Genomic DNA, 15,679 nt, shown 5'->3' on the forward strand with positions numbered 1-15,679 from the left:
CGCATCAGCAATGGAGATACGAGGATGAGCCACGTGACAGACATTCCGGCGGCATCGCCGGATATCGCCCGCGACCATTTTCTGCGCCGGCTTTCCGTCGAGACCGACTGTTCCGACGTCGCCGCCGCACTGCGTGCCGGGGAGCCGGACTTTGTTCTCCTGCATGTGGTCGGTTCGCCGGAAGCCTATGGACGCCGCCATGTGCCGGGCGCGCTGCATCTGCCGCACCGCGAAATATCGGCCGAGCGGATGGCGCAATGGCCCGAAAAGACGCTGTTCGTCGTCTATTGCGCGGGACCGCATTGCAATGGCGCGGATCAGGCGGCCTTCAAGCTGGCCAGCCTCGGTCGTCCCGTGAAGATCATGATCGGCGGCATAACCGGTTGGCAGGACGAGGACCTTCCTTTCGCTTCAGGCAAGGAGCCCGGTGTCTTGCACGCGTGAGGCCACGCGATATGGTCGGCCTTGAAGACTGAGCAAGCATGCAGAAGGCGATGGTTAGAATTCGTCCATTCGAGCGCCAGGATGTCGGTGCGGTGCTCGCCCTCATGCGGGCGCTAGCTGTCTTCGAGGGTTATGACGACAAGCTTCGCGTCACCGAAGCGAACCTCATCGAGCACGGGCTGGGGCCATCGCCCCGGTTCGGCGTGTTGGTGGCGGAGCGAGAGGGCGTGATCGTCGGCATCGCCGTCCACTACCTCATCCCCCTGGACCTACGACCTGAAGCCGGTTGTCTGGCTGAAGGAACTCTACGTCACTGAAGCGACGCGCGGCATGGGGGTCGGCCATGCGCTTGTTGAACAGCTTCGCCAACACGCTTTGAGCATTGGCGCCTCCGCCATCAAATGGACGGTGCTGAAATCCAACTCGCCGGCCAAAGCCTTCTACCGCTCGCTCGACGGCCAGCCCGACGATATCTGGGAACCGTGGCAGCTGAAAATCGACCCGTGACGGCCGCCTCGACCAACTGAGGGCGGTCGACCATGCGGCGGTCGCTTACGACATCGTATCGAGCTTGCGCTGCATGGCGGCGATCTGTTGCTTCAGTTCCTGAAGGTCGTCGCCGCTCTTTTCCGGGACGTCCTTGCGGGCCGGCTCGGGTGCAGCCGCGGCCGCAGCATTTGTGGCGGCGGTCGGGAAGGGCGTGAACAGGCGCATCGCGTTCTGGAACATTTCCATGTTGCGGCGTGTCTGCTCTTCCAGCGCCTTGATCGGCGTGGCGATCTTCATCACATCCAGCGGCGACTTGCCGATCGCGCCCTTCATCTGCTCGCGGAACCGCTCCTGCTCCTTGGAGAAGGCCATCATCGACTGTTCGAGGAAGCTCGGCACGATCTGCTGCATCTGGTCGCCATAGAAAGCGATCAGCTGGCGCAGGAACGGGATCGGCAGCATGTTCTGCCCATCCTTGTTCTCCAGTTCGAAGATGATCTGCGTCAGCACCGGATGGGTAATGTCGTCACCGGTCTTGGCGTCCTGGACGGTGAACTCCTCGCCCTTCTTGACCATCTCGGCCAGATCCTCGAGCGTCACATAGGTGCTGGTGCCGGTATTGTAGAGCCGGCGATTGGCATATTTCTTGATAATGATAGGGTCGTCTTTCGCGGCCATCAGCATCCTCCCGGGACACCGGCGCGCCTGAGTAAGCCGCCGGTAACGATTGCGCCATTTTTAAGGATATGCGCAAAAGCTCTATAATTCCAAGCGCTTTGTGCAGTGCGGCATCATTTATTGCTGCATGGCCGGCCAATTATGCTGCGCAGCAAACGTTGGGCGATCCCGCCGGCCGCTCACGCCCTGCTTGCGGCGCTTGGCCGGCATGCCCATTTCCGGTTTGACTTGGGGTGTGGAACGGGCAAGAAAAGTCCCAACAAGCCCCCAAGAACACGACACCTCGAAGTCTGGAGAGAAAAATGTCCGCTTCCAATTCAATCGTCGTTGCCAGCGCCGCACGCACGGCTGTCGGCTCTTTCAACGGCGCCTTCGCCGCCACCCCGGCGCATGAACTTGGCGCCGTCGTCATCAGGGAGCTTTTGGCGCGCGCCGGCGTCGAGCCGGGTGAAGTCGACGAGGTCATTCTCGGCCAGGTGCTGACCGCCGCGCAGGGCCAGAACCCCGCCCGCCAGGCGTCGATCAATGCCGGCCTGCCCAAGGAGACCACCGCCTGGGGGCTCAACCAGGTTTGCGGCTCTGGCCTGCGCGCCATCGCGCTCGGCATGCAGCAGATCGCCGCCGGCGACGCCACTGTGATCATCGCCGGCGGCCAGGAATCGATGTCGCTGTCGCCGCACGCCGAGCACCTGCGCGCCGGCGTCAAGATGGGCGACTACAAGATGATCGACACCATGATCAAGGACGGGTTGTGGGACGCCTTCAACGGCTACCACATGGGCAACACCGCCGAGAACGTCGCCCGCCAGTTCCAGATCACCCGCGACGACCAGGACCAGTTTGCGCTGGCCTCGCAAAACAAGGCCGAGGCCGCGCAGAAGGCCGGCAAGTTCAAGGACGAGATCGTCGCCTTCACGATCAAGGGCAGGAAAGGCGACACTGTCGTCGACCAGGACGAGTACATCCGCCACGGCGCCACCATCGACGCCATGTCCAAGCTGAAGCCGGCTTTCGACAAGGACGGCACCGTGACCGCCGCCAACGCGTCGGGCATCAATGACGGCGCCGCCGGCGCGCTGCTGATGAGCGAGGCTGAAGCCACAAGGCGCGGCATCACCCCGCTGGTGCGCATCGCATCCTGGGCGACGGCCGGCGTCGATCCGGCGATCATGGGCACCGGACCTATTCCCGCCTCGAAGCGGGCGCTCGAGAAGGCCGGCTGGTCGGTCAAGGACCTCGACCTTGTCGAGGCCAATGAAGCCTTCGCCGCGCAGGCCTGCGCCGTCAACAAGGGCATGGGCTGGGATACGTCGATCGTCAACGTCAATGGCGGCGCCATCGCCATCGGCCATCCGATCGGCGCGTCGGGCGCCCGCGTCTTCAACACGCTGGTTTTCGAGATGCGCCGCCGCGGCGCCAAGAAGGGCCTCGCCACGCTCTGCATCGGCGGCGGCATGGGCGTCGCTCTGTGCGTGGAAGCGCTGTGAAAGAGAAGTGAGTAGTGAATAGGGAGTAGTGAATGGGGAAGAAGGAGCAGCGCGGCGGGATATCGATCCCTACTCGCTATTCCCTACTCCCTATTCCCTTCTTCCGACCAAAGGGAGGAAGAACTTTCAATGACCAAAGTAGCGCTCGTCACCGGTGGATCGCGCGGCATCGGCGCCGCCATATCGATCGGCCTGAAGAATGCCGGTTACACCGTTGCAGCCAACTATGCCGGCAATGACGAGGCAGCGGGGAAGTTCAGCGCACAAACCGGCATCAAGGCCTACAAATGGTCGGTCGCCGACTACGACGCCTGTGCCGCCGGAATCAAACAGGTCGAGGCCGATCTCGGCCCGGTCTCGGTGCTGGTCAACAATGCCGGCATTACCCGCGACGCCATGTTCCACAAGCTGACGCGCGAGCAGTGGAAGGAAGTCATCGACACCAATCTGTCTGGGGTCTTCAACATGACGCATCCGCTGTGGGGCGGCATGCGCGACCGCAAATTCGGCCGCGTCATCACCATTTCCTCCATCAACGGCCAGAAAGGCCAGGCCGGCCAGGTCAACTATTCCGCCGCAAAGGCCGGCGACATCGGCTTCTCGAAGGCGCTGGCGCAGGAGGGCGCGCGCGCGGGCATCACAGTCAATGTCATCTGCCCCGGCTACATCGCCACCGAGATGGTCAAGGCGATCGACGAGAAGGTGCTGAATGAACGCATCATTCCGCAGATCCCGGTCGGCCGCCTCGGCGAACCGGAAGAGATCGCGCGTTGCGTCGTCTTCCTCGCCTCTGAGGACGCCGGTTTCATCACCGGCTCGACCATCACAGCCAATGGCGGCCAGTATTTCGCCTGAACGACAGCATTTCGCCCGGTAGGACGGGCCGGCTTATGGCCCGTTTTTTCATCGCCGGCCGGCGATGTTCCGGGCTGCGCGCTAGACATTGACCCGTTCCGGCACGCAAAGATTAACGATTTCCAGGCGCCCTGTGCAAAACCCGGTTCGCAAGCTGTGAATTCTCGGTGGACAAGCTGTGGATAACACAACATGTTGGGGTGAACAAACCAGGAAAATCCCGCCATCGCTGATTGATCGCCGATTCGTTCCGGCTTTGAGCGCAACGTTAACGACCAACGCCGAAAATCACCGGCAAATGGTTAAGGCCGATTAAGAAAAATTGAACAATTTCATAATGTTGGCCGAGGCGTATCGGATCACGACGATGCCCCGCCGGCAAAGGTTAACGCCAATGGTCGCCTTGCAGGAATCGGGCCAGTTTCCGCGATTCAGCATATGGTGAGACTCAGCCTCGCAAAATCCACATGTAGCCGTGAACAAAAGCTGAATCTGCCGGAGTCACTGATTCGTCGCCGATTCGTTCCAGACTCGTTCCAACTGTTAATTGAGACCTCAAAGACGAACCGTGGGATTGCCGGCCGGAACATTCCGCTTTCGCTTCGCGCCTGAAATCCCTATGTGTCGCCTGTCATACGCGCCACGCGAGGCGCGCTCCCGACAACACGATGCAGAAAGCCTCATCTCCAGGCCGATGAACATCCAGCCGAAACACACCGAGCCGCTGATCCTGTCGGGCCGCGACGTGACTGCCGTGCTGGGTCCGACCAACACCGGCAAGACCCATCTCGCCATCGAGCGCATGGTGGCGCATGAGAGCGGCATTATCGGCCTGCCGCTCCGCCTTCTGGCGCGCGAGGTCTATGCCCGCGTCTGCGAAAAGGTCGGCGCCCACAAGGTGGCGCTCATCACCGGCGAGGAAAAAATCCAGCCGCCCGGCGCGAAATATTCGGTCTGCACCGTCGAAGCCATGCCGCGCGAGACCGACGTTGCCTTCGTCGCCATCGACGAGGTGCAGCTCGCCGGCGACCTCGAGCGCGGCCATATCTTCACCGACCGAATCCTGCACCTGCGCGGGCGCCAGGAAACGCTGCTGCTCGGCGCGGCCACCATGCATGGCATCCTGCAAAAGCTGCTGAGAGGCGTCTCGGTGGTGACGCGCCCTCGCCTGTCGCACCTGGCCTATGCCGGTTCGAAGAAATTGACCCGCCTGCCGCGGCGTACGGCGATCGTCGCTTTCTCCGCCGACGAGGTCTATGCCATCGCTGAGCTGATCCGCCGCCAGCAAGGAGGAGCGGCGGTCGTGCTAGGCGCGCTGTCGCCCCGCACCCGCAATGCCCAGGTGGCAATGTTCCAGGCAGGGGACGTCGACTATCTCGTCGCCACCGACGCCATCGGCATGGGGCTCAACCTTGATCTCGATCATGTCGCCTTCGCCCAGAACCGCAAATTCGACGGCTACCAGTACCGCAACCTGACGGCGGCCGAGCTCGGCCAGATCGCCGGCCGCGCCGGCCGGCATCTGCGCGACGGCACCTTCGGCGTCACCGGCCAGGTCGATCCGCTGGACGAGGAACTGGTCAAGCGCATCGAGGGGCACGAGTTCGATCCGGTGAAGGTGCTGCAATGGCGCACCGCGCATTTCGACTTCGCCAGCCTCGACGCGCTGAAGCGCTCGATCGAGGCCAACGCGCCGGTCGAAGGCCTGACGCGCGCGCTGCCGGCGGTCGATGCGCAGGCGCTCGAACATCTCTCCCGCGACGAGGACATCCGCGCGCTGGCTACCAATGCCAAGCGCGTCGCGCTGCTGTGGGAAGCCTGCGCGTTGCCGGACTACCGCAAGATCGCGCCGGCCCAGCACTCCGACCTGATCGCTTCTATCTACACCGACCTCGCCAAACACGGCCATGTCGACGAGAACTACATGGCCGAGCAGGTGCGCCGCGCCGATACGACCGAGGGGGACATCGACACGCTGTCGCACCGCATTGCGCAGATCCGCACCTGGACATTCGTGTCCAACCGGCCGGGCTGGCTGGCCGATCAGGCACACTGGCGGGAAAAGACGCGCGAAATCGAAGACAGATTGTCGGATGCGCTGCATGAGCGGTTGACGAAACGGTTTGTAGACCGCAGGACTTCCGTCCTCATGCGGCGCCTTAGAGAAAATACAATGCCTGAAGCCGAAATCAGTCCTACCGGAACCGTCCTTGTCGAAGGCCATCATGTCGGCGAGTTGCAAGGGTTCCGCTTCACCGCCGACCAGAGCGCCGGCGGCGAAGACGCCAAGGCCGTGCGTACGGCAGCGCAAAAAGCGCTGGCCGCCGAGTTCGAGGCGCGTGCCGAACGCTTCGGCGCCTGCGCCAATGGCGACCTTGCGCTCGGCTCCGACGGCACGCTGCGCTGGATCGGCGCGCCGATCGGCACGCTGGTTGCCGGCGAGGACGCGCTGAAGCCGCGCCTGGTGCTTTTGGCCGACGAGCAGTTGACCGGCCCCGCCCGAGACAAGGTCGCCGCGCGCGCCGAGCGTTTCGTCAATTTCCAGATCGAATCCTTGCTGAAGCCGCTGGTCGACTTGAAGAATGCCGAGCAGATCGCCGGCATCGGCCGTGGCATCGCCTTCCAGCTCGTCGAGCATTTCGGCCTCATCAACCGCCGCGACATCGCCGAGGAAATGAAGTCGCTCGACCAGGAGGGTCGCGCCGCCTTGCGCCGGCTCGGTGTGCGCTTCGGCGCCTACCACGTCTTCGTGCCGGCGCTGATCAAGCCGGCGCCCGCCGGACTGATTACGCTGTTGTGGGCGCTGAAGAACGACGGCAAGGACAAGCCCGGCTTTGGCGACGTGGTGCACGCGCTGGCCTCCGGCCGCACATCGGTGGTCATCGACCCGGCCTTCGACAAGAGCTTCTACAGGCTCGCCGGCTACCGCAATCTCGGGCGCCGCGCCGTGCGCATCGACATTCTGGAACGGCTGGCCGACCTGATCCGGCCTGCGACCAACTGGAAGCCCGGTCTGGGACAGCGCCCCGACGGCGCTTATGACGGCCAGTCCTTCATGGTGACGCCGCCGATGATGTCCATCCTCGGCGCCACCGCCGACGACATGGAAGAGATCCTGAAAGGTCTCGGCTATCGCGCCGAGCCGAAGCCGCCCGCAGAGGTGAAGGCGCGGCTGGAAGCGCAGGACAATGCCGCGCGCGAAGCCGCGGCGGCAAAGCTGGCGGAAGCGGCAGCGAAGGCCGAGCAGGCCCAGACGGCGGAAGCCGCTGCAGGCGAAGCTGTCGCTGAAGCGCCGACCGACAGTTCGGAGCCGGATGCGGCTTCCGCCACTGAGGTTGCGGCTGAGGAGCCCGTTGCCGAAGTCGCATCGGAGGCTGTTGCAGACGCTCAGCCGGAAGCGCCTGCCGAGGGTTCGGAGCCAGCTGCGGCCGTTGAAGCTACCGCCGAGGTCCCAGCCATCGACGAAACAACTGCAGAGCCTGCAGCGCAAGAACACGCTCCGGCCGTTGCAGAGGCTGACGACACTGTCACCGAAAGCGCCGACGCTTTTACCTCCCCCTCGATGGGGGAGGTCGCGGCGCGAAGCGACGCGGGTGGGGGTGACAGCGCTGACGAAACCGATAGTGCAGACCGCGTAGCCGATGCAGGCGCAACCGCCGACGCCGGCGCTGCCCCCACCCCGGCGCTGCGCGCCGACCCTCCCCACGAGGGGGAGGGTGGAAGCGCTGAGCCTGTCCCCGAGGCCGAAGCGCCAAAGCCCATCTTGCTGTGGCGGCAGGGTCGTTTCGAGCAGCGCCCGCGCCATCGTCAAGGCCGGGACAATCGCCCGCGTAACGGCCAGGCTGCCCGCGCCGATGCGCCGGCCGACGCTGCCGGCGGACAGCCGGCAACGGGCGAGCGGCCGGCCTATCAGGGCCGGCGCGACCAGCGCGACGGTGCCGCCAAGCCACGTTTCGACCGTTCGAAGTTCAAGCCCAAGCCGCAGGCCGAGGGCGAACAGCGCCGCGACGGCAAGCCGCAAGGCGAGCGTCCGCGCGAGGGCCGGCCTGACTGGAAAGGCGGCAGGCCGGAAGGCAAAGGCGGACCGCAAGGCGCCAAGCCGGCCTTCCAGGCCAAGCCACGCGAAGAACGGCCGGTGCGCTTCGATCCGGACTCGCCCTTCGCCAAGCTCGCCGCCTTGCGCGACCAGCTGAAGAAGTAAGCTCTGAGCATGATCCCGAAAAGTGGAACCGGTTTTCGGACAAGATCATGCTCCAACAAGAAATAACTCGCTGCGATGGTTGCTGAAGGTCGTCAGCGCATCGACAAGTGGCTGTTCTTTTCGCGCGCGATAAAATCGCGCTCGCTGGCGGCCAAGCTGGTTGTCGCGGGACGCGTCCGCATCAACAGCGACAAAGCAGCGCAGGCCTCCGATCTGGTCAAGCCTGGCGACGTTTTGACCATTACGCACGAGCGCCGTATTTTCATTTGGAAGGTGCTTGGCACCGGCGTGCGGCGCGGTCCGGCCGAGGAAGCGCGCACGCTCTACGAGGACATGTCCCCGCCGCCGGTCCCAAAAGGCGAGGCTGTTGCCGATGCCATTCCGGCGCTGCGCGACGCCGGCAGCGGCCGGCCGACCAAGAAAGAGCGCAGGCAAACCGACCGGCTGTTCGGCGAAGACTGAAGCCTTGGCCGTCTGCGCCATGCCGGCGGTCTGGAATTTCATTCCGGACACGCGGGCCCCGCCTGCAATGGCTGCCCTTGCAAGCGGCAGGCAAAGGCGTTACCTCACCAAAAAAGCCGCCGCATCGGCGCGAAAATCGGAAATCGATTTTTCGGAAGGCACGATGCGCAGATTCAAAGTGTTAGAGCGTACTTTGTGCGTCCAAGTGGACGCACGTCGCTCTAGCAAGAACGGGACGTCCCGGAGCCGACCAATGACCTATGTCGTGACCGACAACTGCATCAAATGCAAGTACATGGACTGCATCGAGGTCTGTCCGGTCGACTGCTTTTACGAGGGCGAGAACATGCTTGTCATACATCCCGACGAGTGCATCGACTGCGGCGTCTGCGAACCGGAATGCCCGGCCGATGCAATCAAGCCCGACACCGAGCCGGGCCTCGACAAATGGCTGCAGGTCAACACCGAATACGCCGAGAAATGGCCCAACATCACCGCCAAGAAGGAGCCTCCGGCAGATGCCAAGAGCTTCGACGGCGAGGCCGGCAAGTTCGAGAAATATTTCTCCGCCGAGCCCGGCGAAGGCGATTGAGCGCATGACCCTGGAATCGGAATCGATTTCGGAAAGGGTGATGCGCAAAGCAAAAAAGTGCGGCCTATTGGATCGTCATAACGCTGCGTAACGCGCATCATACATTAACTGCCTTGACAGGCGGCGATGTCGCTCGACCTTCGCGTTTGCAGCAAAACCTTGATTCTTCCGACTTTTTGTGCTACACCAGTTGAAACATGCCGGTGACACAACGTCGATTTATGGCGCAAGCGCCCCAAATCACTGAAAGGTGAAATCCCCAATCGGACCAGAGCGATCTGGGCCAGGCAGTCGCTATGTATGCGGTTTGCCGGTCCCGGCTTTTTCCGATGGGTTCATCTGTTGTGCGGCTAACGATCGGTGTCCCCGGTCGCATGCGTTCGGACCGGCAGGCCGCCGGTGCCACAACAAGGAGTTCAGGGCGTAATGGCAACGATCACCCCGCAGAAGAAGTCCACCTCGGCACGCCACGGTTTCAAGACCGGCGAGTACATCGTCTATCCGGCGCACGGCGTCGGCCAGATCGTCTCGATCGACGAGCAGGAAGTTGCGGGCCACAAGCTGGAACTGTTCGTCATCGACTTCCAGAAGGACAAGATGCGCCTGAAGGTTCCGGTCGCCAAGGCGACCTCCATCGGCATGCGCAAGCTGTCGGAAGAGGATTATGTCGAGCGCGCGCTGAAGGTCGTCCAGGGCCGCGCCCGCGTCAAGCGCACCATGTGGTCTCGCCGTGCGCAGGAATATGATGCCAAGATCAATTCGGGCGACCTGATCTCGATCTCGGAAGTCGTGCGCGACCTCTACCGTGCCGACAACCAGCCGGAACAGTCCTATTCCGAGCGTCAGCTCTATGAGGCGGCACTCGACCGCATGGCGCGCGAGATCGCGGCAGTCAACCGCATGTCGGAAACCGAAGCCGTGCGCCTGATCGAGGTCAACCTCAACAAGGGCCCGAAGCGCGGCGCCAAGGCCGACAATGAGGAAGCCGAGCAGGAAGAAGCTGCCTGATCGCTTTCACCGTCGAATTCATGAAAAACCCGGCCTTGTGCCGGGTTTTTGTTTTTACCCCCTTGTGGGGTTCCAAGGACGGGCGGGACCCGTGGCTCGCCCAGGCAGGTGGCTGCGAAGCAGCGAGGATGGGGACGACACCAGACCGCACCCGGACCTTCCGTCCGACCTCTTCACAAGGGGAACGTAGAAGGCTCAGCCGCCGGCTTCCTTCTCCGCCTCCTGCTTCAGCGTCGCAATAAAACGCTTGGTCCGTTCACGCTCCGGGTTGGAGAACACCACGGCGGACGGCCCCTTCTCGACGATGACGCCGGCGTCGAGGAACACCACCTCCTGCGCAATCTTGGAGGCAAGGCGAAGGTCGTGCGTGGCCATCACCATGGTCGTGCCTTCGCTGGCGAGTTTTCCCAGCACGTCGACCACTTCCTGCGCCAGTTCCGGATCGAGCGCCGAGGTCGGCTCGTCGCAAAGCAGCACTTTCGGCGACGGCGCCAGGGCGCGGGCGATCGCCACACGCTGCTGCTGGCCGCCCGACAGCGTTGCCGGCCAATCGTCCGCCTTGTGCGCCATGCCGACCTTCTCGAGCAGCGCCAGTGCCCGCTCGCGCGCCTTTGCCGTCGGCCATTTCAGCACCGTCACCAAGCCTTCCATGACGTTCTCGATCGCGGTGCGATGCGGGAACAGCTGGAAGTTCTGGAACACCATGCCGGTCTGCAGCCGCAGGCGCTGGATGTCGCGGCTGGGGATCTTGATGCCGGGACGGAATTCCAGCGTCTCGTCGCCGATGCGCACCATGCCCGAGGTCGGGATCTCCAACAGGTTGATGCAGCGCAGCAGTGTGCTCTTGCCTCCGCCGGAGGGGCCGACGAGCGCGGTGACGCTGCCTTCGGCAATGGTGACCGTCACGCCCTTCAGCACCAGATTGTCGCCGAAGCGCTTTTCGATGTCGGTGAGGCCGATCATGAGCGCGCCTCCAGGAAGCCGCCATAGCGGTTGAGCCGCTCCTCCAGCCGCGTCTGCAAGGCCGAAAGCACCGAGCTCATCGCCAGATAAAGGATCGCCGCCTCGACATAGAGGATCAGCGGTTCATAGGTGGTGGCGACGATGCGCTGCGCCGCCTGGAACATCTCCGGCACAGTGATGGCGGCGGCCAGCGACGTATCCTTGACCAGCGAGATGAAGGTGTTGGACAGCGGCGGCACGGCGACGCGGCCGGCTTGCGGCAGGACGGTGCGCCGCATCGCCTGGCTCCAGGTCATGCCGATCGAATAGGCCGCCTCCCACTGGCCCTTCGGCACCGAGCCGATCACGGCGCGGATAATTTCCGAACTGTAGGCGCCTATGTTGAGGGTGAAGCCAATCAGCGCCGCCGGAAAAGCGTCCAGCAATATGCCGACCGAAGGCAGGCCGTAAAAGATCAGGAACAGCTGCACCAGAAGCGGCGTGCCGCGAAAGATCCAGACATAGAAGCGGACCACGGCAACCAGAGGCTTGGGACCGAACAGCCGCACCAGGGCGACAACCAGGCCGACGAACAGGCCGAGTGCGAACGATAGCAATGTCAGCGGTACGGTGAAGATCAACGCCGCCCACAGCAGTGTCGGCAACGAGTCCAGCATCAGGTGTAGCCAGTGCGGCACGAACGGCTCCTCCTTCACAGACCGCCGCGGTGACGGCAGTGCGATTGTGTGCTTCTCATATCATGCGAAAAACGGCGAGCCGTCAAAGACGGCCCGCCGCTATTGGTCATTGCCGGCAAACCGCCGGGAGATGGTCTTTACTGCGAGACATCCTGGCCGAAATAGGTATCGGCGGTCCTCTTGTAGGTGCCGTCGGCCTTGATGTCGGCCAGCGCCTTATTGATCGCCGCGACCAGCTCCGGATCACCCTTGCGCACGATGACGCCGGAATAGTCGGCGTTCTCTTCCTGCGCGGCGATCTTCACATTGGCGTCCGGCTTGTGCTTCTTGAAGTCGAGGAAAGACAGGCTGTCATTGATGGTGGCGTCGGCGCGGCCGGTGAGCAGCAGCTGGATCGACTGGTCGAAGCCGTCGGTGCCGACGAGTTCGGCGCCGTTGGTCTCGGCGAGCTTGCCGAAATTCGATGTCAACGACTGTGCCGACTTCTTGCCCTTGAGGTCGGCGAAGGTCTTGATGTCGGTGTTGTCGCCGCGCACGATCAGCACGGCCTTGGAGGCGATGTAAGGATCGGAGAAATCGTACTTGGCCTTGCGCGCGTCGGTGATGCCGACCTCGTTGATCACGGCGTCGTAGCGGTTGGCGTCGAGGCCGGCGATCAGCCCGTCCCATTTGCCTTCGAGGAACTCGACCTTGACGCCGAGCTTGTCGCCGATCGCCTTGGCGATCTCGACGTCGAAGCCGACCAGCGCGCCGGAAGCATCATGATAGGTGAAGGGCGCATAGGTGCCTTCGGTGCCGACTTTGAGGGTGCCGGCCTGCTTGATCTGGTCAAGATTGGCGCCGGCATGGCCTGATGTAACAGCCAGAACCTGAAGCGTTCCGGCAACGATGAGCGAATTGAGCCATTTCATTTCTGTGTGATCCCGTCCTTGGCCGGTGTCCGGCGCTTGTGAGAGCCGGAAACTGACAGATACAGCGCAGCAAAATAAGGAACCAGATTTCAAAAAAACGACGATCCAGAAATCAGATTCTCAAAGCAGCTCGGATCGGTGCCAATAGTCCCGATCTGCGGTGTCGATGCGCCCTGTCGGATCGCACAAAACAACCGCCATCGGCGGCGGAACCAATCCCCGGTGTGGCACGTTCATGGCTTGTTGTAGGGCGCCGCGTTTCCATTTCAAGAACCCTTGGCTGCGCTAGGCCCGAAGCAATTCCAGGAAAGTGGGAAAGCGGTTTCCTTCGGAATTGCGTCAAACAGAGATAACGGCCGCCAGGCCGTCCGAAAATGTCCGGGAGCAGGAGCGCGGCATGATCGAAGACACGGCAGGACGGACCATGGTCCGCACGGCAATGAAAGCCCCCTACCTCGAGCGCGATGAGGAACATGTTCTCGCCTTGCGCTGGAAGGAGGACCAGGATCAGCAGGCTCTGCATCAGATCACCGTCGCCCATATGCGGCTGGTCATCTCCATGGCTTCGAAATTCCGACATTACGGCCTGCCGCTCGGAGATCTGGTCCAGGAGGGCCATGTCGGGCTGCTGGAAGCAGCCGCGCGTTTCGAGCCGGAGCGCGAGGTGCGCTTCTCGACCTATGCGACATGGTGGATCCGCGCTTCGATGCAGGACTATATCCTGCGCAACTGGTCGATCGTTCGCGGCGGCACCTCTTCGGCGCAAAAGGCGCTGTTCTTCAACCTGCGGCGCCTGCGCGCCCGTCTTGCCAACGGCGCCGAGCCGATCTCCAACGCCACGCTCTACCGCGAAGTCTCGGTAGCGCTCGGCGTCTCCGAGGCCGATGTCGCGAAGATGGATTCCAGGCTTTCAGCACCTGACTCTTCGCTCAACGCACCGCTCGCCGACGAAGCCGGCACCACCGAGCGGATGGACTTCCTGATTTCGGACGATCCATTGCCTGACGAGGTCGCCGGCGACACTATCGACGTTGAACGGCGCCTGATGTGGCTTAAGACGGCGCTCCGCGCGCTCAATGCCCGCGAACTCAGGATCATCGAGGAGCGCCGGCTGACCGACGAAGGTGCGACGCTTGAGGCGCTCGGCGAGACGCTCGGCATTTCCAAGGAGCGTGTCCGCCAGATCGAGGCCCGCGCCATGGAAAAGCTCAAGCTCGCGCTGGTGAAGCAGAATCCGGAGTTCATGGCGGCCTGAGATTGCCAGGAACAGGGGTACCGCCCCTGAGTTATCTCAGAAAAAAGCATGCGAAGGCTGGGGTTTCTGACGAAGACCGGCGCTATCTGTCCGTGACGATCTTGACCTTGTCGCCGGCCGAAACCGAGGCGCCCGGCGACATCGCGTTGAGCACGCGGAACAGATCGAGCTTGCGGTCGACGCCGACCATCTGCGCCGAAAGTGTGCCCATCGTCTGCCCGGCCTGTACCGTGACGACGCGGATATGCAGCGGCTTCAGTGCCGCTTTCTCGGCGGGGCTGAGCACGCGGAACGAACCGCTGACCGAGCGTGCCACCGGATCGAGTGTCGTGCTGGCCGAGGGGGCCGCTGTCAAAAGCCGGTAGACCTGACCGCCGGCGCGGATCACCGCAATGTCGAACTGCCAGCCATCGGCGCCGGCGTGCGCGGTCGCCGCCTGGTTGCCGTCGATCGTCTCCTGGCGCACACTGGTCTCGTCGAGACCGGCCACCCAGCCGCTTCTGATGTAGTCGGTCAGCGCACGATCCTTGTCGATCGACACACCGTCGAAGCGGATCGCCATGTCGCCGGGACCGGTCGCCGTCACTGCCGCCGCCGAATTGTCGATGATGAAGCCGTCGGGCACCGTGAACGATACGCCGAGGCCCGGATGCAGGAAGGTCTGGCCGCGCACATAGCCCTCTTCCGGCGTGTCGCCATAGAGCAGGCCGTCTATCCCGGCCAGGAAGGAATCGCGGTCGCGGGTGCCGATGCCCGGCGCGCCGAACTGGCGGGCGTGGCGCTGCGCCAGATCAATTCGCTGCGGCGTGTTGGGGTGCGTGGCCAGGAAGTCGAGGCTGGCGTCGGTGGCGCCGCTGATCGAGCGGAAATCGGTATAGGCCGACATCGACTGCAGGAAACGCCCGGCGGCATAGGGATCGTAACCGGCCTCGCCGATCGACTTGATGCCGATGGCGTCTGCCTCCAGCTCCTGGTTGCGCGAGAACTGCGCCAGCCTCAGCTTGCCGCGGATCAATGCCTGCTTGGCGGTCGGGCTGTCGCCCAGCACATCGGAGACCACCTTGGTCGCCAGGCCTTCCTCGGCCTCGAGCTGCTGGCGCTGCAAGCCGTGATTGGCGGTGACGTGGCCCATCTCATGCGCGATGACGGCGGCGAGTTCAGCCGAATCATTGGCCAGCGCCAGCAGGCCGCGGGTGACGTAGAGATAGCCGCCCGGCAGCGCGAAAGCGTTGACGTTGGGCGAATTGAGGATGGTGATGCGATAGGTCTGGGTCGGATTGGCCGACACCACGGTCAGGCTGCCGACAACCTTGGCCACCATGCGCTCGAGCTTGGGATCGGAATATTCGCCGCCATAGGTGGCAAGGATGCGCGGATGTTGCGCCTTCGCCAGTTCGGCAAGCTTGCTGTTGGCGGCGACATTGTCGACCGTGATCGGCTTGTCGGAAGGCTGGAAGCCGGATTCCTGCACTTCGGGAGGCGTGAACATCTGGCAGCTGGCCAGCGCCACGGCAAGGCCGGCCAGCGCGAGGAAGCGCACCAGCGGTCTGCGTTTCAAAGTGTCAGTGCCGGTCGGCAGCACGGCGTTCCTTCAGCTCTCGGCGCATGATTTGGACCGGGGTCCGCGCCAGCGAAAAATCGGTTTTCGTTGGCAATC

The 15,679-nt window shown here is 63.3% G+C and carries 15 protein-coding genes; 10 read left to right on the forward strand and 5 right to left on the reverse strand.

Annotated elements, in window-relative coordinates; genetic code table 11:
* The first annotated feature begins 24 nt into the window (after window positions 1-24).
* The 3 genes from NLY36_RS12935 to NLY36_RS12945 are packed head-to-tail and all read left to right on the forward strand — an operon-like array spanning window position 25 to window position 951.
* Window positions 25-444: a rhodanese-like domain-containing protein gene (locus NLY36_RS12935; protein WP_023698451.1), complete on the forward strand. Its 420-nt coding sequence runs from the start codon at window positions 25-27 to the stop codon at window positions 442-444.
* A gap of 38 nt (window positions 445-482) precedes the next feature.
* Window positions 483-761, forward strand: a complete 279-nt coding sequence (locus NLY36_RS12940) for a GNAT family N-acetyltransferase (protein ID WP_023698450.1) — start codon at window positions 483-485, stop codon at window positions 759-761.
* Between the two features lie 13 nt (window positions 762-774).
* Window positions 775-951: a GNAT family N-acetyltransferase gene (locus NLY36_RS12945; RefSeq protein ID WP_023698449.1), complete on the forward strand. Its 177-nt coding sequence runs from the start codon at window positions 775-777 to the stop codon at window positions 949-951.
* Between the two features lie 45 nt (window positions 952-996).
* On the opposite strand, the gene phaR is transcribed toward NLY36_RS12945, so the two are convergent.
* On the reverse strand, window positions 997-1,611 hold the full coding sequence (phaR, locus tag NLY36_RS12950; protein WP_023685813.1) for a polyhydroxyalkanoate synthesis repressor PhaR: 615 nt from the start codon (window positions 1,609-1,611) through the stop codon (window positions 997-999).
* A gap of 302 nt (window positions 1,612-1,913) precedes the next feature.
* Here phaR and NLY36_RS12955 point away from each other — a divergent pair, with 302 nt between their 5' ends.
* The 6 genes from NLY36_RS12955 (at window position 1,914) to NLY36_RS12980 (ending at window position 10,216) form a co-directional block, all read left to right on the forward strand.
* Window positions 1,914-3,098 carry an acetyl-CoA C-acetyltransferase gene (locus tag NLY36_RS12955; protein ID WP_023673832.1) on the forward strand — a complete coding sequence of 395 codons (1,185 nt, stop codon included), beginning with the start codon at window positions 1,914-1,916 and terminating at the stop codon, window positions 3,096-3,098.
* A gap of 129 nt (window positions 3,099-3,227) precedes the next feature.
* A complete protein-coding gene (gene phbB / locus NLY36_RS12960) occupies window positions 3,228-3,953 on the forward strand; it encodes an acetoacetyl-CoA reductase (RefSeq protein WP_023698448.1) in 726 nt (241 codons plus the stop codon).
* Between the two features lie 694 nt (window positions 3,954-4,647).
* Window positions 4,648-8,154, forward strand: a complete 3,507-nt coding sequence (locus NLY36_RS12965) for a helicase-related protein (RefSeq protein WP_023737026.1) — start codon at window positions 4,648-4,650, stop codon at window positions 8,152-8,154.
* 75 nt (window positions 8,155-8,229) lie between these two features.
* The gene (locus NLY36_RS12970; protein WP_023699303.1) at window positions 8,230-8,616 is read left to right on the forward strand and encodes an RNA-binding S4 domain-containing protein; all 387 of its coding nucleotides are present in this window, start codon (window positions 8,230-8,232) and stop codon (window positions 8,614-8,616) included.
* Between the two features lie 253 nt (window positions 8,617-8,869).
* Window positions 8,870-9,208, forward strand: a complete 339-nt coding sequence (fdxA, locus tag NLY36_RS12975) for a ferredoxin FdxA (protein ID WP_013529180.1) — start codon at window positions 8,870-8,872, stop codon at window positions 9,206-9,208.
* 426 nt (window positions 9,209-9,634) lie between these two features.
* On the forward strand, window positions 9,635-10,216 hold the full coding sequence (locus NLY36_RS12980; protein WP_023673664.1) for a CarD family transcriptional regulator: 582 nt from the start codon (window positions 9,635-9,637) through the stop codon (window positions 10,214-10,216).
* A gap of 195 nt (window positions 10,217-10,411) precedes the next feature.
* On the opposite strand, the gene NLY36_RS12985 is transcribed toward NLY36_RS12980, so the two are convergent.
* From NLY36_RS12985 to NLY36_RS12995, 3 genes are all read right to left on the reverse strand, one after another.
* Entirely contained in the window at window positions 10,412-11,179 is a 768-nt protein-coding gene (locus NLY36_RS12985) for an amino acid ABC transporter ATP-binding protein (protein ID WP_023685808.1), read from the reverse strand.
* The gene (locus NLY36_RS12990) at window positions 11,176-11,856 is read right to left on the reverse strand and encodes an amino acid ABC transporter permease (protein ID WP_023713270.1); all 681 of its coding nucleotides are present in this window, start codon (window positions 11,854-11,856) and stop codon (window positions 11,176-11,178) included. The genes NLY36_RS12985 and NLY36_RS12990 overlap by 4 nt, the downstream gene beginning before the upstream one ends.
* 137 nt (window positions 11,857-11,993) lie before the next feature.
* A complete protein-coding gene (locus NLY36_RS12995; RefSeq protein ID WP_023737027.1) occupies window positions 11,994-12,767 on the reverse strand; it encodes an amino acid ABC transporter substrate-binding protein in 774 nt (257 codons plus the stop codon).
* 397 nt (window positions 12,768-13,164) lie between these two features.
* On the opposite strand from NLY36_RS12995, the gene NLY36_RS13000 reads away from it, so the two are divergent.
* The gene (locus NLY36_RS13000) at window positions 13,165-14,022 is read left to right on the forward strand and encodes an RNA polymerase factor sigma-32 (protein ID WP_023731851.1); all 858 of its coding nucleotides are present in this window, start codon (window positions 13,165-13,167) and stop codon (window positions 14,020-14,022) included.
* 82 nt (window positions 14,023-14,104) lie between these two features.
* Here the strand turns inward: NLY36_RS13000 and NLY36_RS13005 are convergent, their stop codons facing one another.
* On the reverse strand, window positions 14,105-15,511 hold the full coding sequence (locus NLY36_RS13005; RefSeq protein WP_245260137.1) for a M48 family metalloprotease: 1,407 nt from the start codon (window positions 15,509-15,511) through the stop codon (window positions 14,105-14,107).
* Between the last annotated feature and the right edge of the window lie 168 nt (window positions 15,512-15,679).

This window comes from Mesorhizobium sp. C399B (assembly GCF_030323185.1).
Taxonomy (GTDB): Bacteria; Pseudomonadota; Alphaproteobacteria; order Rhizobiales; family Rhizobiaceae; genus Mesorhizobium.